Source organism: Myxococcus sp. CA040A (genome assembly GCF_013336725.1).
Taxonomy (GTDB): Bacteria; Myxococcota; Myxococcia; order Myxococcales; family Myxococcaceae; genus Myxococcus; species Myxococcus llanfairpwllgwyngyllgogerychwyrndrobwllllantysiliogogogochensis.
On sequence record NZ_JABUMR010000016.1, the window covers coordinates 131,149 to 153,752 of the forward strand.

Here is a 22,604-nt window from a genome sequence, read left to right on the forward strand (position 1 = left end):
GTCCACTGTGTCTGGCACTTTACGCTTCGCGCGGAACCGACGACGGGGCCGGGCCCTCAAAAAGGAATGTGAATTTGGCGCTAGGACACACTGGCGCCGGTGCGGCGGGGGTGGCCGGCCGGTGCCTTCGGTGGGGTGTGGTCGCCGCGCAGGCGCTGGGCATGAGCGTGGGAGCGGGCTGCGCGAAGCGCGTGCCCTTCTCCTGTGAGACACCGCCACCGTTCCAGGTGGTGGTGGACGCGGCCGAGCAGCTCAACCCGGACTCCAAGGGCCGCTCGTTGCCCACCGTGGTCCAGATTGTCCAGCTCAAGGACAGCGTGAAGCTGGAGCGCGCGGGCTTCCGAGACTTGTGGGGCAAGCCCGAGGTGCTGCTGAAGGATGACCTGCTGCAGGTGGCCGAGGTGGTGGTGGCGCCCGGTACGCAGGAGAAGCGCTGGATACAGCGGGACCCGAAGGCGCGCTTCGTGCTCGCCATGGGCCTGTTCCGACAGCCACTGGGTTACTCCTGGCGCGCGGTGGCGACCTTGCCCGTGGTGCAGGAGTCGCGCTGCGTGGAGCGTCCCGCCGGAGACCAGGGGCCGCCGCAGGAGGACGACGAGGTCTTCCGCTACCGGCTCCAGGGCTATCAGATCGACTTGATGTTCCGGCCCCTCAGCGTGGCGCCGGAGCGACACAACAACCCCGAATCCGGCGACCAAGAGTCGCCCCGGAGAGGCGCATGAAGTCCGCGCAGCGCGTCGTGTGGTCCGAGGGCATGTTCATGAGCCCCCACCACCTCCAGCAACAAGACCTCTATCACGAGCAGCTCTTGGAGAACCGGCTGGGGGCCCTGGAACCCTATCCGTGGGGCGTGGTGGCCATGGAACTGGACCAGGAGGCGCTGCGCGCCGGCCAGGTGCAGTTGTCGAACTTCGTCGGCGTGCTGCCAGACGGGTTGACGGTGTCCTTCGAGTCCGGAGACGCCGAGGCCCCCTCCGCGCGCCCCGCCGAGGGCTACTTCCCTCCCGCGCAGCGCACCCTGGACGTGTACCTGGGCGTGCCGCGCGAGCGCAGCGGCGTGGAGAGCTACGGCAGCGGGGAGCGCATCGGAGGCAGCCCGCGTTACACGCCCGTCACGCGGCCCATCAGCGACCTGACGGCGTCCACGTCCATCTCCCAGGTGGGCTTCGGCCAGCGCAACGTGCGGCTCTTGTTCGGCACCGAGCCGCGCGACGACTTCGAGGCCATCAAGCTGTTCGAGCTGACGCGGGACAAGTCCGGCAGCCTGGCCGTGGTGGACGCCTACGTTCCGCCCTGCCTTCGCATCGACGCGGCGCCCTACGTCATGGGCGAGCTGCGCACGCTCTTGCGGCTGATGGTCTCCAAGCAGCGCCAGCTCGCCTCGCGCCGCCGGCACCGGGACGCGTCCGCGCTGGAGTTCACCGCGGGCGACGTGACGCTCTTCCTGGAGCTCAACGCCCTCAACGGCACCATCCCCTTCCTCCAGCACGCGCTGGACGCGGGCAACCTGCGGCCCCGGGATTTGTACCTCACGCTGGTGCAGTGCGCCGGCCAGCTGTGCACCTTCTCCTCCAGCGCGGACCCCACGACGCTGCCGTCCTTCCAGTTCACGAACCTGAGGGCGACGTTCGAGGAGCTGTTCCGCCGCCTGTCGGAGCTGATGCGCTCGGTGGCGCTGGAGCAGTGCCTGACGGTGGACCTCTCCGCGGGCTCGGACGGCATGTTCCGGGGGAAGCTGGAGGACGAGCGGCTGGAGCGCTGCGGCGCCTTCCTGCTGGCGGTGAGGAGCGATTTGCCCGAGCGCGTCGTCGCCGAGCAGTTCCCCAAGCTCACCAAGGTGGCCTGCTGGGATGACATCCCGGGCCTCGTCCGCGCCGCCGCGCCCGGGGTGCCGCTGGCCGTCACGTACCGCCCGCCGCCGGAAGTCCCGGTGCAGCCGGGCACCGTGTACTTCAGCCTCTCGATGAATGACGGCTACTGGAAGAACGTGATGAGGGACCACAACCTCGCGCTCTATCTGCCACAGCCGTTCGACGCGGCCCGAACGACCGTGGAGCTGCTCGCGGTCCCCACCGCCAATCGCTGACGCGCAGGGATTCCCATGGACCGAGTGACGGAAGCCACGAAGGACTGTTTCGACGCCGCCATCCACCTGCGCGGCTCGGAGGCGGCGGCCATTCCTCCGCCCGAGACGCTCTATCACCGCCTGCGCGGAGTGGTGGACGAGCTCTTGCGGCGCGCCGCCGTGCTCGGCTTCAGCCACCAGGACGCCCAGGACATGGCCTACGCCATGGTGGCGCTCATCGACGAGGTCGTCCTCAGCCGGCCGGAGGAGTACCGGCAGTTCTGGATGACCAACCCGCTGCAGCTGCACTACTTCAACGAGAACATCGCGGGCGACGGCTTCTTCGCCAGGCTGGACCTGGTGCGCAAGGACCCTCACCGCGCCGAGGTCCTCCAGGTCTACTACCTGTGCATGCTCTTCGGCTTCCAGGGGCGCTACCGCATCCGCGGCGGCGAGCTGGAGCTGATGACGCTCATCGACACGGTGAAGAAGGACCTGGAGCGCGCCCGTCCGTTCGACTTCGACGTGCTGTCACCCCACGGTGACCGTCCCACCGACTCGCTGCTCTCCAAGCGCCGCAAGACCCCCATGCTGGCCCTGTCCGCGGGCTCGCTGGCGGTGGCGGTGCTCTTCTACGGCGTGCTGCAGTTCTTCCTGAAGGACAAGGTGGACGAGCTCAAGGGCCGCATCGAGCTGCACGCCGCCAAGAACGTCGCCGGCACGCTGGCTCCGCCGCAAGCGGGCGCCAACCCGGGAGGCACGCAATGATGGCCTACCTGCTACCGCTGCTGGGCATCGGCGCGCCCATGTTCGCGCTGATGACCTACCTGGAGCTCAGCCCGCCCCAGGCCGCCATCGTCGCCGCGCTCGCGGGCCTCTTGGCCATGGGCGTGGTGTGGGTCGTCAAACGCATCCGCGCGCGCCGCGCCGCCAAGAAGCTGGAGGGCGCGCTCGCGGCCCAAGGTGAGGAGCAGGCCGCCACGGTGCGGCCGGACCTGCAGCCCGAAATCAAGGCGATGCAGGACGAGTTCACCAAGGCGGTGGGCGCGCTCAAGGCGTCCAAGCTGGCGCGCGGCGGCAAGGACGCGCTGGCGGTGCTGCCCTGGTATCTCATCGTCGGCCCTCCGGGCGCGGGCAAGAGCACCGCGCTGCGCAACTCCGGCCTGAAGTTCCCCTACCTGTCCGCGCGCGGTGGCGTGCGCGGCGTGGGTGGCACTCGCAACTGCGACTGGTGGCTCACCAACGAGGCCGTCATCCTCGACACGGCGGGCCGCTACACCAGCGCCGAGGAGGACCGTCCGGAGTGGATGGCCTTCCTGGACACGGTGGTGAAGCACCGCCCCAGCCGCCCCATCAACGGACTCATCGTCGCCATCAGCGTCAGCGAGCTGATGACGGCGGACCCGCAGGCCGTGGGCGAGATGGGGCAGACCATCCGCGAGCGCCTGGACGAAATCACCGGACGTCTGAAGATGCTGGTGCCCGTCTACGTGATGGTCACCAAGTGCGATTTGCTGCCGGGCTTCGTGGAGATGTTCTCCGACTTGTCTCGCGTGGAGCGCGGACAGGTCTGGGGCTTCACCGTGCCGCTGGAGCACCAGAAGGACGCCAGCACGGACCTGTTCCGCGAGCGCTTCGACGAGATGCTCTCCGTGCTGGAGCAGCGCTCGCTCAGGCGGCTGGGCCAGGAGCGCCGGCTGGAGACGCGCGAGAACATCTACGGCTTCCCGCAGCGCTTCGACGCGCTCCGGAAGAATCTGGCCGAGTTCCTCCAGCCGCTCTTCCTGGAGAACGTGTTCCAGGACACGCCCGTCTTCCGCGGCCTGTACTTCAACAGCGGCACGCAGGACGTGCGCGCGGTGGACAAGGTATCCCCGTCCGCGGGCGAGATGTTCGGCACGACCAACGGGCGGCCGCAGACGGATGGCGCGTCCGCCGAGGGCCGCAGCTACTTCCTCTGGGACGTCTTCACGAAGGTGATGTTCCAGGACCAGCAGGTGGCGGTGCGCAGCTCGCTGGAGGAAGCGAGGGTGCGCCGGCAGAGCATGGTGCTGGCGGGCGCGGCGATGGCGGCCACGGCGCTGCTGTTGTCCATGCCCACCCTCTCCTATTTCCAGAACCGCTTCCTGGCGGAGGCGGTGACCAAGGCCATCACCGACGTGAACCTGGACCCGCGCGACGACGTGCGCCGGGTCGAGGACCTGCTACCGCTCAGCAAACGCCTGGAGGAGCTGACACGGCACGAGGAAGAAGGCGCTCCGGTGTGGATGCGCTTCGGCCTCTATCAGGGCCACAAGCTGCTGCCGCAGGCGCGCGAGTTCTACAACACCGCCTTGCGGCGGGTGCTGCTGGGCAAGCAGTTCGAGCTCATCCAGCAGCGCCTGGAGGGCTTCGCCCGCAGCCCGGACATGCTCACGCTCCGGGACCCCAAGGAGCACGCGCGGCGCTCGTCCGAGTTCAAGCAGTACGTCGACGACCTGAAGATGTACCTGTTGGTGACGACGCCCCGGGACCCCAAGGAGCCGGAGCTGGACGAGACGCAGCGCCGGTGGCTCGTGCAACAAATCGTCGAGCACTGGGGGCGCGTGCGCGGCAGCGCGCTGGATGAGGGAACGGTCGCCACCCACGCCACCACCTTCATCAAGATGCTGGGCGCCGAGCAGGCCCTCCCCGACGAGCAGAAGCCCGCGCGCGAAGAGCGCATCGCCTTCCCTCGGGAGCACGCCCTCATCGTGGGCGCCCGACGCGCGCTCATCCGGGTGCCCCTGGAGAAGTTGGAGCTGGCGCGCATCGTGGAGACCACGCGCGCGCAGTACGGAGACGTCACGCTGGAGCAATTGATGGGCTCGGTGCCGCAGTTCAGCGCCAACATGGTGGTGCGCGGCGCCTTCACCCGCAACGCCTACGAGAACGAGGTGAAGCAGCAGCTCGAACAGTCGTTCTCGGACCAGGATGCGTGGGTGCTGGACCGGGACGTCGGCAGCGACGTGGAGGGGTTGCGGCGCGTACTGCACTCAAACTACCTCTCCGCCTACATCCAGGAGTGGAAGGACTTCCTGAACGCCATCAAGGTGGTCGAGCCCAAGGACGACGTCCAGTTGGATGACCTGCTCACCAACCTGACGCGCGGCACCCCCAAGCCGTACAGCCGGCTGTTCAACTCCATCGTCAACAACGTCCAGCTTGAGCGACGCCCCCCCAAGGTCGAAGCCACGAGCACGAACAAGCTGACGGCGTCCGTGCAGAAGATTTTCGGCTCCGGTGACGACGCCGTCACCGAGAAGAACCGGGAGAAGCTCAACCCGCTCGCGCCCTCCGGCGAAGAGGAGATTCTTCCCCGGGACGTGGCGCGCGAGTTTGCCTCCATCATCCGGTTCGCCACGGAGCGCTACAAGACGGACGACGGCGAGGAGACGCTGACGGCGCTCGTCGAGTACGAGGAGCAGCTCGTCACCGTCCACTCGGCGATGCTGGCGGCGAAGGACAAGCCAGGAGAAGGCGCGGAGCTGGCCAAGAAGAGCAACGCCGCGCGTAGCTACGTGGAGATGCTCATCCGCAAGCAGACGGACAACATCGCCATCTTCCATCAACTGCTGATGCCGCCCTTCAAGGACACCCTCCAGGTCCTCACCCAGGGCCAGGCCCAGCAGAAGAGCAAGCTGTGGTGCGAACAGGTGGCCGTGCCGTTCAACCGGGCCTTCAAGGACATGTATCCGTTCACGGCCAGCTCGCAGAAGGATGCGCCGCTGCCCGAAGTCGCGGAGTTCCTGCGGCCCGACAACGGACAGCTGCGCAAGTTCATCAAGGAGCAGCTCAGCGAGCAGCTCGTCCCCACGGGCCGCAAGTGGGACTTCACCTCGTCCGCCAGCGGGAACTACCGGCCGGAGCTGCTCACCTTCCTGGAGAAGACGCAGGCCCTGGCGGCGACCCTGTTCCCGGGCGGCGAGTCGGTGGGCATGGTGGACCCGCTGGTGCGCTTCCAGGTGCGCATCCGTCCCGGCGTCTCCATGGATGGCGCCGCGTCGCAGATTTCGTCCATCGTCTTCACGCTCGACGGCACGGACGAGGTGTACCGCAACGGTCCCGATACCCTGTGGAAGCCGATGATCTGGCCCGGCCAGGCCGGCAAGCTCGGCGCGCGCATCCTCGTGCAGAGCGTGGATGGCGCCACGGAGTCCACGCTGGAGGCCGAGGGCGACTGGGGCCTGTTCCGCCTGCTCGAGCGCGTGAAGAAGATCGAACCCAGCCCGGACGGGCGCTACTTCACCGCGACGTGGGAGATCGAGGAGATGAATGGCGCGCAGGTCTCCATCGACTTCCGGCCGGAGCGCACGACCAACCCCTTCTTCGGGCTGGCGGGCAACACGTCCAAGCTGATGGGCATCTTCCGGGACTCCGGCATGAAGGTCCCGATGGGCATCGCGCTCAACGGCAAGGGCTGCGAGCCGGAGGCCGTGGCCGCGGGCGGAGCCCCCTGATGGCGGTGCAGCAACCTCCTCGCATCGGCCTGCTGGGAAAGACGCCACGCCAGGCGGAGTTCATCCGGTTCAACGCCTCCACGCCGCTGGCCCTCCACCTCTACGGGTGGATGGAGGCGGGCGTGGAGCGTGCGCGCAAGGCGCGGATGGACCTGCCCTCGGAGCCCGCGCACTTCGTCTTCACCGCCCCAGGCCAGAAGCAGGCGCTGGTGGGGCTGATGGCGCCCAGCGTGGACAGCGTGGGCCGCGCCTTTCCGCTGGCCGTGTTCACCGAGGTGCCCTCGGCAAGCACCGCCCCCCGCTTCGCGCTGACACCGGAGGCCTACCAGCCCTTCCTTCGCGCGGCCGGGGCCCTGGCCCACGCGGCGGCGGAGCTGGACGTGCCGCGACTCACCGAGCGCGCCACGGCGCTGCCCGTGCCGGGCCCGGGTGACTTCAGCGTGGCGGAGCGCCTGCGCGACAGCGTCCTTTCGGAGCACCACCTCGCCGACCTGCTGGGCCCCGTGACAGAGGGCTCGCCCGCGGGAGGGCAGTACTACGCGCTGCACACCTTCCTCACCGCGTGTATCGGTGAGCGCGGACGCGAGCAGTCCGCCGCGGGCGTGGTGCTGGACTGCCCTTTGACGGCGCGCGTGGGCCCGGTGGCCTGGTTGGAGCTGTCCTCGCGCCTGTTGCGCTGGCCCCACCAGCCGCCGTCCTTCTTCTGGTCCGAGGGAGACAAGCCCCGGCTGCTCTTGAGCCTGGGCTCCGCGTCGCCCTCCGTCTTCCTCGCGCTCGCCCAGCCCGGCCGCCCCGGCGCCCAGGTGTGGCCGCTGCGCACCGAACGTCCCGCCGCCATCGACAACGCGCGCAAGGGCCTGACGGCCTCCGCGCGCCAGGTCATCGACTCCCCCACCACCACCCTCGACCAGCTCCTGCGCGCCTTGTCGCGCTGAGGGCACACGAAGCCTCACACCATGCCTCCCACCCTCGAAGAGCTCCGTGAGCGCGCCCGTCCCTGGGTCGAGCCCGTGCCCGGCACCGCGCCCGCCGGAACGCAGGCGAAGCACGACCCCGCCTACGAGGCCATCACCGCCGAGGTGGCGAAGCTGGAGTCCCCCGCCAGCAACGCCGTGCGCTGGGACGAAGTCGTTCGCGGCGCCGACGAGCTGCTCAAGGGCACCACCAAGGACCTCTGGCTCGCCTCGTATCTGGCCTATGGCCTCTACGTCACCCGGGGCATGGACGGCGCCGCCACCGGCGCGGCCCTGCTCGCGGAGGTGACGGAGCGCTTCTGGCCCGACCTCTTTCCGGAGGTGAAGCGGCTGCGCGCGCGCGCCAACGCCGTCGGCTGGTTCGTGGAACGCCTGGGCAGGCTGCTGCCCACCATCGACCAGGCCAGCGTGAGCGCCGAGTCCCTCGATGCGCTGGCATTCGCCATCAAGCGACTGTCCACCCTGTCGCGTGAGCGCTTCGCCGACCAGACCCCCGCCTTCGGTCCGATTCAGGACGCCATCGCCCGGCTGCGCGCCGGCCTTCCCGAGCCCCTGCCCGAGGCGCCCCAACAGCAGGACGCCGCTTTGGCCGAGCCCGTGGACAGCGCGCCGACAGCAGCTCCCGTGACGGGCCCGGAGTCGTCCTCGAACCCCGCGCACGCCGACGCCGCGTCAGCCGCGAACACTCACACGGCCCCGAGGACCGAGCCGCCCGCTTCCCCGAAGGCCGCGCAGCCGTCGGCACCGTCGCGCCCCGCGCCCCCTCAGGTCGGCGCCCAGCCTTCCGCGCCCCCGCGCCCCGCGTCCCCGAAAGTCGCCGCGCCCAGCACCGTCGTCGTGCCTCCGCTCCCCACGCTGCCCGCGCAGCCGGACCTCTCCAGCACCGAGGCCGTCACCGACTTCCTGCGCAACGTCGGCGCCGCGCTCCTGGGCGCCGCGAGCGCGCTGCGTCACGCGAGCAGCGCGGACCCCGTCTCCTACCGTCTGCTGCGCAACGGCGTCTGGCTGCACCTGGCGCGGCCGCCTGGCACCGGTGCCAACGGCCGCACGACGCTTCAGCCGCCACCGGACTCGCTGCGCTCCAAGCTGGAGACCCTGGAAGCCAACCAGCGCTGGAGCGAGCTGCTCGACGAGGCCGAGTCCGCCGTCGCCCAACACCGCTTCGCCCTGAGCCCGCACCGCTTCAGCGCGGCCGCGCTCAAGGGGCTGGGTGAAACACACACCACGGCCCACGCCGCGCTGGTGCGGGAGTTGCGTGTGCAACTGCGCCGCATGCCGGGCGTGGAGGACCTGCTCGCCGCCGACGGCTCTCCCCTCACCGACGAGGCCACGCGCGCCTGGCTGCGCGCCGAGGTCCTCCAGGCGGCCCCCCGCACCACCGCGTCCCCGGTCCGCGCCCCGACGACAGCCATTCGCCTGCCGCCGCCGTCACTCGACGGGGAGTCCGCCGGCGCGCAGCCCCTGGGCGAGGAGGAAACCCAGGCGCTGCTGGCCGAGGGCCGCGTGCAGGAGCTCGTCGCGGGGCTCCAGGCGGATGTCGCCGCCGCGGGCACGGGCCGCGCGCGCTTCGTCGCCCGCCTCACCCTGGCGCGCCTGTGTGCCCAGGCAGGACAACTTCCGCTGGCGCGCGCGCTTTTCGACGCGCTCGACGAGGAGGTTTCCTCTCATGCGTTGGACCAGTGGGAGCCCACGCTGGCGGCGGCTTGTCTCGAGGGGTGGCTCGCCACCCGCACCGTCGAGGAAAAGGAAGGGGGACGGTTGGCAGCAAAAGTTCGAAACCGCTATCGTCGTCTCGCACGGCTGGATTCTTCCGCCGCGCTCCGCGTCGTCGGCCCCTGACGTTCCCAGGTTGTTCCGCGGCGAAGCCTCCCCCATGCGACGCCCGCGCATTTCTACGTAGGTCTCAAGGAGAGAGCCGCAGATGAGCAAAGAGAGTTCCGTCGCCCCTACCGAGCGCGTCAACATCGTCTACAAGCCCGCCACCGGCAATGCGCAGGAGCAGGTGGAGCTGCCCCTGAAGGTCCTGATGATGGGGGACTTCACGGGCCAGGCGGATGACAGGCCTCTGGAGCAGCGCGCGCCCATCAACGTGGACAAGGGCAACTTCAACGAGGTGATGGCCCAGCAGAACCTCAAGGTCACCCTCACCGCCGCTGACAAGCTGTCCAGCGACGCGGGCGCGACCATGAATGTCTCGCTCCAATTCAAGAACCTGTCGGACTTCACGCCCGAGAGCGTCGTCAATCAGGTGCCCGAGCTCAAGAAGCTCCTGGAGCTGCGCAGCGCGCTCAACGCGCTCAAGGGGCCCCTGGGCAACCTTCCCGCGTTCCGCAAGAAGCTTCAGGCACTCCTGGCCGACGAAGAGGGCCGCAAGGCGCTCATCAAGGAACTGGGGCTCGAGGAAAAGTCCAAGTAACCGTTTACGGGGAACAGAGACACCATGCCTACCGAGACCCTGACCCAGAAGTCGCCGGTTGCCGGCGCCGATGCCTCGCTGTCCCTGCTCGACGAAATCCTCTCCGAGGCGAAGCTCAAGCCCAAGGACGAGGGTTACGACGTCGCCAAGCGCGGCGTGCAAGCCTTCATCACGGAGATGCTCGCGCCCAACCGCTCCGAGGAGCGTGTGGACAAGGCGCTCGTCGACGCGATGATCGCCGAAATCGACAAGCGCCTGTCGTCGCAGGTGAATGAAATCCTCCACGCCTCCGAGTTCCAGAAGCTGGAGTCGTCCTGGCGTTCGCTGAAGTTCCTGGTGGACCGCGTGGACTTCCGCGAGAACACCCGCGTGGAGATGCTCAACGTCTCCAAGGAAGACTTGCAGAAGGACTTCGAGGACGCGCCCGAGGTCGTGAAGAGCGGCCTGTACAAGCTCGTGTATTCCAACGAGTACGGCGTCTTCGGTGGCAAGCCCTACGGCATCATCTCCGCCAACTACGACTTCGGCGTGGGCCCGCAGGACATGGAGCTTCTGCGCAAGTGCGCGTCGGTGGCCGCCATGGCCCACGCGCCGTTCATCGCCAACACCGCGCCGGAGACCTTCGGTGAGCCTACCTTCCTGAAGCTGCCGGACCTCAAGGACCTCAAGTCCCTGTTCGAGGGTCCGCAGTACGCGCGCTGGCACTCGTTCCGCGAGAGCGAGGACGCGCGCTATGTGGGCCTGGCCCTGCCGCGCTTCCTGCTGCGTCTGCCTTATGGCGAGAAGACGGTGCCGGTGAAGGCTTTCAACTTCACCGAGGACGTCGTCGGCAGCCACGAGAAGTACCTGTGGGGCCATGCCTCCGTCGCGCTGACGTCGCGCGTGGCGGACTCCTTCGCCAAGTTCCGCTGGAGCCCGAACATCATCGGTCCCCAGTCCGGCGGCGCGGTGGAGAACCTGCCCCTGCACCAGTACGAGGCCATGGGGGAAATCCAGACCAAGATTCCCACCGAGGTCATGCTCACCGAGCGGCGCGAGTACGAGCTGTCCGAGGAAGGCTTCATCGGCCTGGTGTTCCGCAAGGACTCCGACAACGCGGCGTTCTTCAGCGCCAACTCCACCCAGAAGCCCAAGTTCTTCGGCAACACCCCGGAGGGCAAGGCCGCGGAGACGAACTACCGTCTGGGTACGCAGCTGCCATACATGTTCATCATGACGCGCCTCGCGCACTACATCAAAGTGCTGCAGCGCGAACAGATTGGCAGTTGGAAGGAGAAGGCCGACCTGGAGCGTGAGCTGAATCACTGGCTCAGCCAGTACATCTCCGACATGGACGACCCGGCGCCCGCCGTGCGCTCGCGCCGCCCGCTGAAGGCCGCGCGCGTCGTCGTCGAGGACGTGGAAGGTCAGCCGGGCTGGTATCGCTGCAGCCTGCAGGTGCGCCCCCACTTCAAGTACATGGGTGCGTCGTTCACCCTGTCCTTGGTGGGTAAGTTGGACAAGGAGTGATGGACCCGCTTCACCGTGTGTCGTTGAGATCAGCTATTCTGTGGGCTCCACTCCCAGGCTCGAAATGAGCCTGGGCCACCCGCGCGCCTTCGCGCGCACAGCAAAGAGGTTGGTTCCATGGCTGAATCAGTTTTCGTGTACCTGAAGGCAAACGGGCAGGACATCGCGGGTGAGAGCACCCAGACGAGCCTCGGCCGCGAGGGCGCCATCGAGGCCATCTATTACGAGCAGAAGGTGTTCACCGCTCGTGAGGCGGGCTCGGGCCTGGCCGTGGGTCGCCGTCAGTACGAGGGCATCACCATCCGCAAGCGCATCGACAAGGCCTCGCCGCTGCTGATGAAGGCGCTGTGCGAGAACACCGTCATCGAGGCGACGTTCAAGTTCTTCCGCCCGAACCCCTCTGGCGACGGGACGACCGAGCAGTTCTACACGACGTCCATCAAGAAGGCGCGCATCAACAGCATCAAGCAGTTCGTGCCGGATGCGTTCGTGCCGACCAGCTCCAACAGCCCTCCGCTCGAGGAGCTGAACATCGTCTTCCACACCATCAACTGGACGTACAGCAACGGCGGCCAGACGCACGAGGACACCTGGGACACCCAGCGCTGATGCGTGCTCCTCCACCGGTCGTCCGTGGCGCAGTCGACACGGGCGGCCGGGGGTGGCCTCAATAAAAGACACGCATGGGCTCCCGAGGTTTGTTGTCACGTATCGCCGAAGGCAATGGCGCGCTCGCCCCACCCGGCGACGTGGTGGAGTCCATCGCGGAGCACCTTCGCGCGTTGCTCAACACGCGCAAGGGTGAGTCCGTGGCCTCACCGGCCTTCGGCATCCTGGACTTGAACGACATCGTCCACACGTACCCATCGGCGGTGCCGCGAATGGCGCAGTCCATCCGCACGGCCATCCAGGACTTCGAGCCGAGACTGAAGAGCGTGGTGGTGAACCACTCGCCGGACCCGGATGATCCGACGGCGCTGCGGTTCGACATCACCGCGCAGCTGGCGACGCGCAACCGAAAAGGCACGGTGCGCTTCCACACGCAGATGAACCCGGGCGGGCGCGTGGACCTGTGGTGAACCGCGGGGTGTTGGGCGGAGGGCGAGGATGTTCAGCAAGTACTACCTGAGCGAGCTGACGTACCTGCGGGAGATGGGGCGGGCCTTCGGGCTGGCCAACCCGTCGCTGGCGGGCCTGCTGGTGGAGCGCGGCGCGGACCCGGACGTGGAGCGGCTGCTGGAGGGCTTCGCCTTCCTGACGGCGCGCATCCGCGAGCGCGTGGACGACGACGTGCCAGAGCTGGTGCATGGGCTGACGGAGCTCTTGCTGCCGCACTACCTGCGCCCCCTGCCCGCCGCGTCCATCGTCGAGTTCTCCCCGCACCTGCGCGCGCTGCGCGGCCGCTCGAAGCTGGCCGCCGGGGCGGAGGTCGCCTCGCAGCCCATCGACGGCACCCGCTGCGTCTTCCGCACCACGACGGACGTGGACCTGCTGCCGGTGCAGCTCACCGACGCGATGCTGGACCGCTCGTCGATTACCTCCCCCGTGCTGCGGCTGTCGTTCCAGACGACGGAGCAGGGCCGCGCCGAGGTCTTCCGCCAGCAGGGCCTGCGCCTGTTCATCCACGGAGAGCTGTCCGCCTCCGCCGTGGTGCTGCTGTGTCTCTTGCGCTACTGCGGACAGGTGCGGGTGCGCGGCGCGTCCTCACAGGGCGACGGAATCAAGCTGCCCGCGGGCTCCCTCCAGGCGGTGGGCTTCCAGCGCGACTTCCGCCTGCTGCCGTGGCCTCGAGCGAGCGAGGGCTACCGGCTGTTGCAGGAGTACCTGACGCTGCCGGAGAAGTTCCTGTTCTTCGACGTGAAGAACCTGGACGCGGCGGCGATGAGCGTCCGTGAGGACCGGTTCGAAATCGCCTTCCACCTGGAGCGGCCACCGCCCCTGGACGCGCGCATCCACCGGGAGATGTTCCGGCTGCACTGCGCTCCGGTGGTCAACCTCTTCAGCGCCCCGGCCAACCCCGTCCTCCACCACGCGCTGGACCGCGAACACCTGCTGCGCGCCGCGGACCTGCCGCCCAACCACGCGGAGGTGTACTCCGTGGATTCGGTGACGGGCCTCCAGTCGGGCCGCAACGAGCGGCGCGGCTACCGGCCCTTCTTCGAGTTCAGCCATACGGCGGGCGGCGACGCGGAGCAGTCCTTCTACCGGCTGCGGCGCATGCACTCGCCGTTGGATGAAGGCATCGACATGTACATCACCCTGGAGACCCCGCGCGACGTGGCGCCGGTGCTCGGGGCCGAGGAGGCGCTCTCCATCGACCTGACGTGCACCAACCGCACGTTGCCGTCGCGCCTCCAAGTGGGTGACCTGACGGAGTCCACGTCCGCCAGCCCCACCCAGGCGAAGTTCAAGAACATCTCCCCGGTGAGCCGGCCCGCGCGCGCGCCGCTGGGCGCGGAGCTGCACTGGCGGCTGTTGTCCCATCTGGCCATCAACCAGCACTCGCTCGCGGACGCGGCGGCGCTGCGGCGGCTGATGGACCTGTACAACTTCCACTCGCTCACCGACAACCTGGCCGCGCGCGCCAGCCGCCTGCGCATCAACGCCATCCGCGCGGTGGAGACCAAACCCGTCACGCGCTTCCTGGAGGGCGCGCCGCTGCGAGGCCACCGCACCCGGGTGGACCTGGACGAGGAGAACTTCATGGGCGTGGGGGACTCGTTCCTCTTCGGCTGCGTGCTGGAGGAACTGCTCGCGTCCCACGTCACCATCAACTCCTTCAACGAGCTGAGCATCCGCCTCCACCCCTCGCAGACGGAGTACATGTGGCTTCCGAGGAACGGCTCTCAGACGCTCTTGTAGAAGAGGCCCGGAAGCTGGCCGAGGCGGCGCCCCGGGTGGGCTTCTTCCCGCTGGTGGCCTACCTGGAGCGGCTCACCAAGGACGCGGTGCGCGTGGGCGGGCCCGGGCCCGTCAACGAGGAGATGATCCGCTTCCGGCATGACCCGTCGCTCGGGTTCCCTTCCGGCGACGTCAGCGAGGTGACGCTGCGCTACGTGCCGGTGCGGCCGGAGGACCCGTCCTCACGCCGCCCCTTGTTCGAGGTGGTGACGCGCTTTCTGGGACTGACGGGCGCGGTGAGCCCCCTGCCTCACTACATCGCCGAGGAAGTCGCGCAGGAGGACCCGGACGCGCCCGTGCGGCGCGAGTTCCTGGACCTGTTCCACCACCGGCTCCTGTCCCTGCTGTATCGAATCGAGTCGAAGTACCGCATCACCAGCGAGACGGACACGTCCTTCACGGACCAGTGGTCCCGGCGGCTGCTCGCCCTGGGCGGCTTCGACACGTACGAGCAGCCCCGCAAGGGAGGCCTGCCGACCTGGCGCCTCCTGCGCATCGCTCCGCTGCTCGCCAGTCGCTCTCGCACGGCGGAGCAGTTGGAGGTGGCGCTCCAGGACGTGCTGAACGAGGACCTGGAGGGCGCGAAGGTGTCGGTGCGGCAGTTCGTGGGCCGCTGGGTGGACATCGACGCGCGGGTGCAGTTGGGGCGGGCCAACCATCAGCTCGGCCGCAACATGTTGCTGGGGGGCAAGGCGTTCGACCGGACGGGGAAGATTCAGCTGCACATCAGCCCGCTGCCGCCGCGCGCCTACAAGCGGCTGATGCCGGATGGGGACCTGCTACCGCTGGTGCGGGAGGTGGTGTCGCTCTTCGTCCGGGACCCGCTGGAGTATGATCTGGAGCTGGGTCTCACCGAAGGGGTGCGTCAGCAGTTCCGGCTGTCTCGCAAGGAGCCGAGCCAGCTCGGCCGCGACACCTGGCTGGGCTCCAGCCAGCAGACACACCTGAGTGTTCCCGTCGTGAGATGAGACACTCCGGGATGGGCGGCCCCGGGGTGCGGGGATTTACGGCGTAACAGCCGCCCGGTATACCGTCGACCACCGTTGTCACAGCTTGGGGGCTCCCATTCGCGTCGATCCGAAAGCGCTTGTCCGTCGCCTGACGCCCACCTCCACCCGCCTGTTGGAAGCGGCGGTTGCTCGCGCGAGCGCGGGACGGTTCTACGAAATCGTCCCCGAGCACATGCTGGCGCAGATGCTGGAGCCCGAGGACTCGGACGTGGCGCGCCTGCTCCACCACTTCGGGGTGGACAAGCGGCACCTGGCCACCAGCATGGAGCGCGCCCTGCAGGGCCTGCGCGCCGGCAACGCGGGGCGGCCCGTCTTCTCCGAGACGCTCTTCCAGTGGTTCGAGGAGGCGTGGCTCCTGGCCTCGGTGGAGCACGGCGCGACGCGGCTGCGCTCGGGGCACCTGTTCGTCCAGTTCATCACCCGCCGCTCGCGCTACACCGCGGAAATCTTCCCCGAGCTGGACGCCATCTCCCGCGACGAGCTGCTGGGCTCGCTGGACGTGCTGCTGCAGCCCTCGCCGGAGAACGTGGAGGTCACCACGGCCGACGGCGCGGCGAGCGGTTCGGGTGGCGGCGCGGCGGGTGCGCCGGGAGGCCGGGGTGACGAGGCGCTCAAGCGCTTCGCGACGTCCTTCACCGGGCGGGTGCGCGAGGGGAAGATCGACCCCATCTTCGGCCGTCACCGCGAAATCCGGCAGATGGTCGACATCCTCTCCCGCCGCCGGAAGAACAACCCCATCCTGGTGGGCGAGCCGGGCGTGGGCAAGACGGCGCTCGTGGAGGGCATGGCCTGGGCGATTGTGCGGGGCGAGGTGCCGGAGGCGCTGCGCAACGTGGACCTGCTTGGCCTGGACCTGGGCCTGCTCCAGGCCGGCGCGGGTGTGCGCGGCGAGTTCGAGAACCGGCTCAAGGCCGTCATCGCCGAGGTGAAGGCGTCCCCCACGCCCATCATCCTCTTCATCGACGAGGCGCACACCATCATCGGCGCGGGTGGCTCGCAGGGCGGCAGCGACGCGGCCAACCTGCTCAAGCCCGCGCTGGCGCGGGGCGAGTTGCGCACCATCGCCGCGACGACGTGGGCCGAGTACAAGAAGTACTTCGAGAAGGACGCGGCGCTGGAGCGGCGCTTCCAGCCGGTGAAGGTGGACGAGCCCAGCGAGGCGGACGCGGAGCTGATGCTGCGCGGCCTGCGCCCCACGTATGAGGCGTCCCACGGCGTCACCATCCGCGACGAGGCCGTCACCGCGGCCGTGCGACTGTCCAGCCGGTACATCTCCGGCCGGCAGCTCCCGGACAAGGCGGTGGACCTGCTCGACACGTCGGCTGCCCGCGTGAAGATCGAGCTATCCACGCGGCCCGAGGAGCTGGTGGCGCTGGAGCAGGAGATCTCCGGCCTGGAGCGCGAGCGCGACGCGCTGAAGCGGGACTTGGCCGACGGTGAAGGTGGGGAGGACGCGCAGGAGGCACTGGCCGAAGCGGAGGCGAAGCTGCGCGCCACCCAGGACTCGCGGGCCTCGCTGCACGCGCGTTGGGAGACGGAGCGCGCGGCCGTCGTCGCGCTGATGGACGCTCGCAAGGCGCTGCGAGAGCCTGCCCCGGGTGCCGAGCCCGCGGCGCTCAAGGAAGCGGTGGACGCGGCGGCGAAGTCGCTCGCGGCGGCGCGCGGCGAGTTTCCGCTGGTGCACTCGGACGTGGACGCGGACATCGTCGCGCGCGTCGTCGCGGGTTGGACGGGCGTGCCGGTGGGGAAGATGCGCGGTGACATGTTGGAGGCCGTGCTGAACCTGGAGGACCGGCTGCGCACCCGCGTGCGTGGACAAGAAGCGGCGCTCAAGAAGGTGGGCGAAATCATCCGCATCTCCCAGGCGGGCATCCGCAACCCGGACGCGCCGATTGGCGTGATGCTCTTCGTGGGGCCCAGCGGCGTGGGCAAGACGGAGACGGCGCTGGCGCTGGCCGAGTCGCTCTACGGCGGCGAGCGCTTCATGACGACGCTCAACATGAGCGAGTTCCAGGAGAAGCACACGGTGAGCCGGCTCATCGGCTCGCCGCCTGGCTACGTGGGCTACGGCGAGGGCGGCCTGCTCACGGAAGCGGTGCGGCAGCGGCCCTACTCCGTCGTGCTGCTGGACGAGTGCGAGAAGGCCGACCTGGAGGTGATGAACCTCTTCTACCAGGTGTTCGACAAGGGGATGCTGACGGACGGAGAGGGCCGCGCGGTGGACTTCAAGAACACCGTCATCATCCTCACCAGCAACCTGGGCTCGGACCGGGTGATGAAGATGTTCGAGGACGGGCTGGAGCCCTCGTCGGAGCAGGTGCTCACGGCCATCCGTCCCACGCTGAGCCAGCACTTCAAGCCCGCGCTGCTGGCGCGCATGACGGTGGTGCCCTTCGGTCCGGTGCAGCGCGACGTCATGCGGCAGATCGCCGAGATGAAGCTGAACAAGCTGGTGGGCCGGCTGCGCGAGGCCCACGACGTGGAGACGACGCTGGCGCCGGAGCTGCTGGACGAGCTGGCGCGCCGGTGCACGGAGTCGGAGATGGGAGCGCGCAACATGGAGCAGATCCTCCAGGGCTCGCTGATGCCCGTACTCTCCCGCGAATTGTTGCAGCACCTGGTGGGCGGCGCGGTGCCCCCCAAGCTGCACGTGGCCCTCACCGCGGAAGGCGACTGGGACCTCCGGTTCGCCGAGGCCTGAGAACCCATGAAACGAACGCTTCAGGTCTGCGGTGTCGCGCTGTCCCTCCTGGCCGGCTGCGCCAGCGTGCCCAAGCCGGCGATGTGCTTCGCCGAGGCGGGCCCCAACGCACGCTCGTTCCCCACGCCGGACACCTGGTTCGCCCTGCTCCTGCACGGCTATGACAAGGACGCCGGCACGGCTCCGCACCCCGCGGTGGACTGCGCGGGCGCGCCCGTGTGGTGGCAGGACCCGACCACCGACGAGTGCGTGGAGGCCGGCCCCGACGCCCTGCCCCTTCCGCCGTCGCAGAAGCTCACCGAGGAGGACCTGGTGTTGGAGACGCTCCAGGCCGGCCAGCGGCTGGCGTGGGTGATTACGCGGCGCTTCACCAACGGCGAGGCCCTGGGGCCAGTGGCGCTGGTGGAGACGACGGAGCTGGGCTTCCGCGTGGAGGCACTGGGCTCGCTGCGCTCCATGCCGAAGAACGCGAAGCTGCGGCTGGAGCGCGTGGGCGGCACGGATGTCCTCGTCGCGGAGGGCGACGCCTGCACCACGGACGGCACGGACGTGTGCCGCCGGCACGCGCGCATCATGCCGCTGCGGCGCAACCGCTTCTTCACGGAGTCGGTGTCCAACCCGGAGCGCGCATGTCTGGGCGCGGCGTGGTTCCCGCTGTCGCGCGAGCTGACCTTCAAGCTGCCCAACAACCTCACCCGCAAGTTCGAGCTGACGTCATCGCTGTCCTTCAGCGAGGCGGGCATCGGCGTGCAGGAGCAGGTGCAGGTGAGCGACTCGGACCCGGCGCAGCCGGACGTGGGGCCGCGCATCTACCGCCGGGCCCAGGACACCCGGACGCTGGTGCTCGCGGACAACGCGCTGGTGAGCACCAAGGCGTCGCTGTGGTCTCGCATGGTGGAGCAGCAGGTGCGCATCGGCGCGAAAATCGAGCCAGAGAAGCCGCTGGTGCCCATGCCGCCGAAGAACAAGCCGGCGACGGCGGAAGCCGCGCCCGCGACAACGCCCCCCGGAGACGCGAGCAAGCCCGTGGCTCCGCCCGCGAAGGCGCCTCCGGCCGCGGCGAAGAGCGGCGGCCCGTAAAGGGCGAACAGCGCGTCGCGCGTCCTCATTCCGCCCCGGAACCCTTCGTTTTTTCGAGGGTCCTCCGGGGCTTTTCCTATTGGCGCCGAAACTCCCGGGCCTGCAGATAGGAGATAGGCCCATGGTGGGCCAGAAGGAGCCGAGGATGCGAATCGAAATCCGAGCCCGACACTTCACCCTCACCGACACCCTGCGTCACCACGTGGAGCGCCGCGCGCGCTTCGCGATGGGGAGACTGTCCGACAGGGTTCGTGAGGTCATGGTGCGCTTGGAGGACATCAACGGCCCACGCGGCGGCGTGGACAAGGTGGCCAAGGTGACGGTCCAGCTCGAGCAGGGCGGGCAGCTCGCGGCGGAGGCCGTGGACGCGAGCTTCGCCGGGGCGGTGGACCGGGCCCTGGAGCGCGCGGGCCACGCGGTGGGCAAGTCCCTGGGACGCACCCACCGGAGCGATGGGGAGAGCGTGAGGACCGCGCCCTGGGAACCCGAGGAGCTGCCAAGTCCCTCCTGACGTGAGCTGAGCCGCGTCAGGGTCCTTCCACCCGGAGGGGCCCTGACGGTGGCAGGATGATTCAGTGCCGCGTGAGCCCTGGCGCTCGCGCGGCACGGTGTGTGTGGAGGTCTTGGATGCAAAGCGGGTCCGGAGCACTGGCCAACGTGCGTGCCGCATGGGCGCGAGCGCGTCAGCGCTGGTGGGTGCGGTGGGGCGTGGACCTGGTGTTGCTCGCGCTCGTCTTCGTGGCGGTGGCCGCCTGGCAGACGCGACACCTTCCAGGCTCGGGCGCTCCAGCGCCGGACTTCACGCTGCGCACGCTCGAAGGCGAGACGGTGTCGCTTCAGTCGCTGCGCGGCAAACCCGTGGTGCTCGCCTTCTGGGCGCCCTGGTGCGGCGTGTGCGGCGCGGAGTCCTCCAACCTCTCGCAACTGCGGCGGCTCGCGGGAGACTCGGCGCACGTGGTGTCCGTGGCGCTGGCGTACGAAGACGAAGAGGCCGTGCGACGCTTCACGCGAGAGCACGCGGTGGACTACCCGGTGCTGCTCGGCGACGACTCGCTTCAGCAGGCATGGCGGGTGAACATGTTCCCCACGGTGTTCTTCCTCTCGCCCGAAGGACGCATCGAGCGCTCCGTGGTGGGCTACACCACCCTGGCGGGGCTGTCCTGGCGGTGGATGCTGTAGCCCTGTTGGGGCGGGCGAGACATTTCGCGCGCGGCATCGACGTATCAGCCAATAAACAACCGGCACCGTGGGGCCTTTGTCGGCTTCGTCAACATTGGCCTATGAGCGCCAGTGTCCCCGACCCCCGGTGCCTCGTCATGAAGACTCGTTTCACCGAACGCTTCCAGCTGAAGTATCCCATCGTCTGCGCGCCCATGGCCCTGGTGGCCGGCGGACTCCTGGCGGGAGCCGTCAGTCGCGCCGGTGCGATGGGTCTGATTGGCGGGGGCTACGGCGACGCCGATTGGATTGCCAGGGAACATGCCCTCGCCGGTGACGCCGTCGTGGGCGGCGGCCTCATCACCTGGTCGCTCGACAAGAATCCCCAGGTCCTCGACGCGGCGCTCTCCCACAAGCCGCGCGCCTTCATGCTGTCTTTTGGAGATCCCCGTCCCTACGCCGCGAAAATCAAGGCGTCGGGCGCGGCGCTGATTTGCCAGATTCAGCGACTCGCCCAGTTGGACCTCGCCCTGGAGGCGGGTGCGGACATCATCGTCGCGCAGAGCAGCGAGGCGGGCGGCCATGGCATGACGAACCGGGCGACCATCACCCTCGTCCCCGAGGTCGCCGACATCCTCGCCGCGCGCTCACCCGACACGCTCCTGCTCGCGGCCGGAGGCATCGCCGACGGGAGAGGCCTGGCGGCGGCCCTGGCACTGGGAGCGGACGGCGCGCTGGTGGGCTCCCGGCTGTGGGCCAGCCGCGAGTCGCTGGGGAACAGCGCCTCCAAGGAGATGGCGGTTCGTTTGACAGGAGACCAGACGGACCGCTCCATCGTGTTCGATATCCTACGCGGGTTGCACTGGCCACAGGATTACACCTTCCGTGCCCTCCAGAACACGATGACGGAGCGCTGGTCCGGTCGCGAGGAGGAGCTGCTGGCCGTCGTCGACGAGGAGCGCGCGAAGTTCCAGGCCGCGCTGGCCGCGGGCGATTACAGCATCGCACACACCCCCGTCGGACAGGCCGCGGGCTTGATTCGAGACATTCCCACCGCGGCGCAGATACTTGAGCAGATGGACAGACAGGCCGGTGACGTACTTCTGCGGCTGAGTCTACGGACCTAGCTTCCGCGCGCGCATGAACGGGACTCGTGACGAGGACCGGGCGCGCTCGGAGGCTTCATGAATCGCGCGGCGAAGTGGGCGATCGGTCTGGGTCTTGCGGGGGGCGCGGCCCTCGCGTTGGCGGTTCGACGGGACCGCCCCGCGGGTGAAATCGAGGCACGACGCGCACGCAAGCCGTCGAAGTTCATCGACGTCGATGGCTTGCGGACGCACTACCGGGACCAGGGCACCGGCCCGGTCCTCGTGCTGCTCCACGGCTCCAACGCGTCGCTGCACACCTGGGAAGGATGGATGGACGCGCTGACGCGCGAGTACCGGGTCATCACCATGGACCTGCCGGGACAGGGCCTCACCGGGCCGGACCCCCAGAACCGCTACAGTCCGCTGGAGGAGGTCGCCTGGCTGGACGCCTTCGTGTCGGCCCTGGGGCTCAAGCGCTTCACGCTGGGCGGAAACTCCATGGGGGGCGGCCTCGCCTGGCGCTACACCGTGGTCCATCCGGAGAAGGTGGAGCGGCTCATCCTGGTGGACGCCTTCGGCCTGCGGCGCGACGAGCCGATACCGTTCTCCCTGCGGCTCTACGAGACGCCCGTGCTCAGCCGCGTGGTCCGCTGGACGACCCCGCGCTTCATGGTGAAGCGCACCGTGAAGGGCACGTACGGCGACCCCCGGCGGGTGACACCGGAGACCGTGGACCTCTACGTGGACATGCTCCTGCGCGAGGGCAATCGCGAGGCCACCCGGCAACGCTTCGCCCAGAAGGACGGGGACCCGTCACTCGAGGCGCGGCTGTCGGAGATAAAGGTCCCCACGCTCATCCTCTGGGGCAGCCGCGACGAGTGGATCCTCCCCAAGTACGCGCGGCAGTTCCAGTCGCGCATCCCCCAGTCCCGTCTGGTGATGATGGAAGGACTGGGGCATGTGCCCATGGAGGAAGACCCCATCCAGACGGTGGCCGTCGTCCGGGACTTCCTCCAGCAGACGTCGCCCCGGCTGGCCCACGAGCCCGCGACACGGCTCCAGCCCGCACAGCAGGGCTAGGGCCAATGCCGTTCACTTTAGGGACGGACGCGACGTAGGGGCCTGCGGGAGCGTGCTCGTCGGTCCGGGCGGGGACGCTTCCGTGGGTAGCTGCTCATCTTGATTTTCACCGCACGCGGATACCGTCTGTGACTTCGCCGCAGC

The 22,604-nt window shown here is 68.9% G+C and carries 18 protein-coding genes; all 18 read left to right on the plus strand.

Annotated elements, in window-relative coordinates:
• Positions 1-161 precede the first annotated feature (161 nt).
• The 18 genes from tssJ to HUA75_RS43060 all read left to right on the plus strand — a co-directional run bounded on the left by tssJ (position 162) and on the right by HUA75_RS43060 (position 22,460).
• Positions 162-722: a type VI secretion system lipoprotein TssJ gene (gene tssJ, locus HUA75_RS42975; protein WP_141648216.1), complete on the plus strand. Its 561-nt coding sequence runs from the start codon at positions 162-164 to the stop codon at positions 720-722.
• Positions 719-2,086, plus strand: coding sequence for a type VI secretion system baseplate subunit TssK (gene tssK / locus HUA75_RS42980; RefSeq protein WP_141648215.1), 1,368 nt, complete (start codon positions 719-721; stop codon positions 2,084-2,086). The genes tssJ and tssK overlap by 4 nt, the downstream gene beginning before the upstream one ends.
• A gap of 15 nt (positions 2,087-2,101) precedes the next feature.
• Positions 2,102-2,833, plus strand: coding sequence for a DotU family type IV/VI secretion system protein (locus tag HUA75_RS42985; protein WP_141648214.1), 732 nt, complete (start codon positions 2,102-2,104; stop codon positions 2,831-2,833).
• The gene (gene tssM / locus HUA75_RS42990; RefSeq protein ID WP_141648213.1) at positions 2,830-6,543 is read left to right on the plus strand and encodes a type VI secretion system membrane subunit TssM; all 3,714 of its coding nucleotides are present in this window, start codon (positions 2,830-2,832) and stop codon (positions 6,541-6,543) included. Before HUA75_RS42985 ends, tssM begins: the two co-directional genes overlap by 4 nt.
• Positions 6,543-7,478 carry a type VI secretion system-associated protein TagF gene (gene tagF, locus HUA75_RS42995; protein ID WP_174489734.1) on the plus strand — a complete coding sequence of 312 codons (936 nt, stop codon included), beginning with the start codon at positions 6,543-6,545 and terminating at the stop codon, positions 7,476-7,478. The genes tssM and tagF overlap by 1 nt, the downstream gene beginning before the upstream one ends.
• 21 nt (positions 7,479-7,499) lie before the next feature.
• Entirely contained in the window at positions 7,500-9,356 is a 1,857-nt protein-coding gene (locus tag HUA75_RS43000; protein ID WP_174489735.1) for a TssA family type VI secretion system protein, read from the plus strand.
• Positions 9,357-9,438: 82 nt separating this feature from the next.
• Positions 9,439-9,933, plus strand: coding sequence for a type VI secretion system contractile sheath small subunit (tssB, locus tag HUA75_RS43005; protein ID WP_141647905.1), 495 nt, complete (start codon positions 9,439-9,441; stop codon positions 9,931-9,933).
• 24 nt (positions 9,934-9,957) lie between these two features.
• A complete protein-coding gene (tssC, locus tag HUA75_RS43010; RefSeq protein ID WP_141647906.1) occupies positions 9,958-11,442 on the plus strand; it encodes a type VI secretion system contractile sheath large subunit in 1,485 nt (494 codons plus the stop codon).
• Between the two features lie 117 nt (positions 11,443-11,559).
• Positions 11,560-12,051: a type VI secretion system tube protein TssD gene (gene tssD / locus HUA75_RS43015; protein ID WP_141647907.1), complete on the plus strand. Its 492-nt coding sequence runs from the start codon at positions 11,560-11,562 to the stop codon at positions 12,049-12,051.
• A gap of 74 nt (positions 12,052-12,125) precedes the next feature.
• The gene (tssE, locus tag HUA75_RS43020) at positions 12,126-12,521 is read left to right on the plus strand and encodes a type VI secretion system baseplate subunit TssE (RefSeq protein ID WP_174458796.1); all 396 of its coding nucleotides are present in this window, start codon (positions 12,126-12,128) and stop codon (positions 12,519-12,521) included.
• 28 nt (positions 12,522-12,549) lie between these two features.
• Positions 12,550-14,304, plus strand: a complete 1,755-nt coding sequence (tssF, locus tag HUA75_RS43025) for a type VI secretion system baseplate subunit TssF (RefSeq protein WP_174458797.1) — start codon at positions 12,550-12,552, stop codon at positions 14,302-14,304.
• Positions 14,268-15,311 carry a type VI secretion system baseplate subunit TssG gene (gene tssG, locus HUA75_RS43030; RefSeq protein WP_174458798.1) on the plus strand — a complete coding sequence of 348 codons (1,044 nt, stop codon included), beginning with the start codon at positions 14,268-14,270 and terminating at the stop codon, positions 15,309-15,311. Before tssF ends, tssG begins: the two co-directional genes overlap by 37 nt.
• An 85-nt stretch (positions 15,312-15,396) precedes the next feature.
• Complete coding sequence (gene tssH, locus HUA75_RS43035; protein WP_141647910.1) at positions 15,397-18,054, plus strand: type VI secretion system ATPase TssH; 2,658 nt, start codon at positions 15,397-15,399, stop codon at positions 18,052-18,054.
• 6 nt (positions 18,055-18,060) lie between these two features.
• A complete protein-coding gene (locus HUA75_RS43040) occupies positions 18,061-19,134 on the plus strand; it encodes a hypothetical protein (RefSeq protein WP_141647911.1) in 1,074 nt (357 codons plus the stop codon).
• 121 nt (positions 19,135-19,255) lie between these two features.
• The gene (locus HUA75_RS43045) at positions 19,256-19,645 is read left to right on the plus strand and encodes an HPF/RaiA family ribosome-associated protein (protein WP_254614770.1); all 390 of its coding nucleotides are present in this window, start codon (positions 19,256-19,258) and stop codon (positions 19,643-19,645) included.
• Between the two features lie 116 nt (positions 19,646-19,761).
• Complete coding sequence (locus tag HUA75_RS43050; RefSeq protein WP_141647912.1) at positions 19,762-20,313, plus strand: TlpA disulfide reductase family protein; 552 nt, start codon at positions 19,762-19,764, stop codon at positions 20,311-20,313.
• 137 nt (positions 20,314-20,450) lie between these two features.
• A complete protein-coding gene (locus HUA75_RS43055) occupies positions 20,451-21,419 on the plus strand; it encodes a nitronate monooxygenase family protein (protein ID WP_217446537.1) in 969 nt (322 codons plus the stop codon).
• A gap of 57 nt (positions 21,420-21,476) precedes the next feature.
• Positions 21,477-22,460: an alpha/beta fold hydrolase gene (locus HUA75_RS43060; RefSeq protein WP_141647914.1), complete on the plus strand. Its 984-nt coding sequence runs from the start codon at positions 21,477-21,479 to the stop codon at positions 22,458-22,460.
• Positions 22,461-22,604 lie beyond the last annotated feature (144 nt).

Excerpts from the sequence above, each read along its gene's own strand:
- tssJ (WP_141648216.1), top strand. The coding sequence starts at position 162 with ATGAGCGTGGGAGCGGGCTGCGCGAAGCGCGTGCCCTTCTCCTGTGAG.
- tssK (WP_141648215.1), top strand. The coding sequence starts at position 719 with ATGAAGTCCGCGCAGCGCGTCGTGTGGTCCGAGGGCATGTTCATGAGC.
- HUA75_RS42985 (WP_141648214.1), top strand. The coding sequence starts at position 2,102 with ATGGACCGAGTGACGGAAGCCACGAAGGACTGTTTCGACGCCGCCATC.
- tssM (WP_141648213.1), top strand. The coding sequence starts at position 2,830 with ATGATGGCCTACCTGCTACCGCTGCTGGGCATCGGCGCGCCCATGTTC.
- tagF (WP_174489734.1), top strand. The coding sequence starts at position 6,543 with ATGGCGGTGCAGCAACCTCCTCGCATCGGCCTGCTGGGAAAGACGCCA.
- HUA75_RS43000 (WP_174489735.1), top strand. The coding sequence starts at position 7,500 with ATGCCTCCCACCCTCGAAGAGCTCCGTGAGCGCGCCCGTCCCTGGGTC.
- tssB (WP_141647905.1), top strand. The coding sequence starts at position 9,439 with ATGAGCAAAGAGAGTTCCGTCGCCCCTACCGAGCGCGTCAACATCGTC.
- tssC (WP_141647906.1), top strand. The coding sequence starts at position 9,958 with ATGCCTACCGAGACCCTGACCCAGAAGTCGCCGGTTGCCGGCGCCGAT.
- tssD (WP_141647907.1), top strand. The coding sequence starts at position 11,560 with ATGGCTGAATCAGTTTTCGTGTACCTGAAGGCAAACGGGCAGGACATC.
- tssE (WP_174458796.1), top strand. The coding sequence starts at position 12,126 with ATGGGCTCCCGAGGTTTGTTGTCACGTATCGCCGAAGGCAATGGCGCG.
- tssF (WP_174458797.1), top strand. The coding sequence starts at position 12,550 with ATGTTCAGCAAGTACTACCTGAGCGAGCTGACGTACCTGCGGGAGATG.
- HUA75_RS43040 (WP_141647911.1), top strand. The coding sequence starts at position 18,061 with ATGAAACGAACGCTTCAGGTCTGCGGTGTCGCGCTGTCCCTCCTGGCC.
- HUA75_RS43045 (WP_254614770.1), top strand. The coding sequence starts at position 19,256 with ATGGTGGGCCAGAAGGAGCCGAGGATGCGAATCGAAATCCGAGCCCGA.
- HUA75_RS43050 (WP_141647912.1), top strand. The coding sequence starts at position 19,762 with ATGCAAAGCGGGTCCGGAGCACTGGCCAACGTGCGTGCCGCATGGGCG.
- HUA75_RS43055 (WP_217446537.1), top strand. The coding sequence starts at position 20,451 with ATGAAGACTCGTTTCACCGAACGCTTCCAGCTGAAGTATCCCATCGTC.
- HUA75_RS43060 (WP_141647914.1), top strand. The coding sequence starts at position 21,477 with ATGAATCGCGCGGCGAAGTGGGCGATCGGTCTGGGTCTTGCGGGGGGC.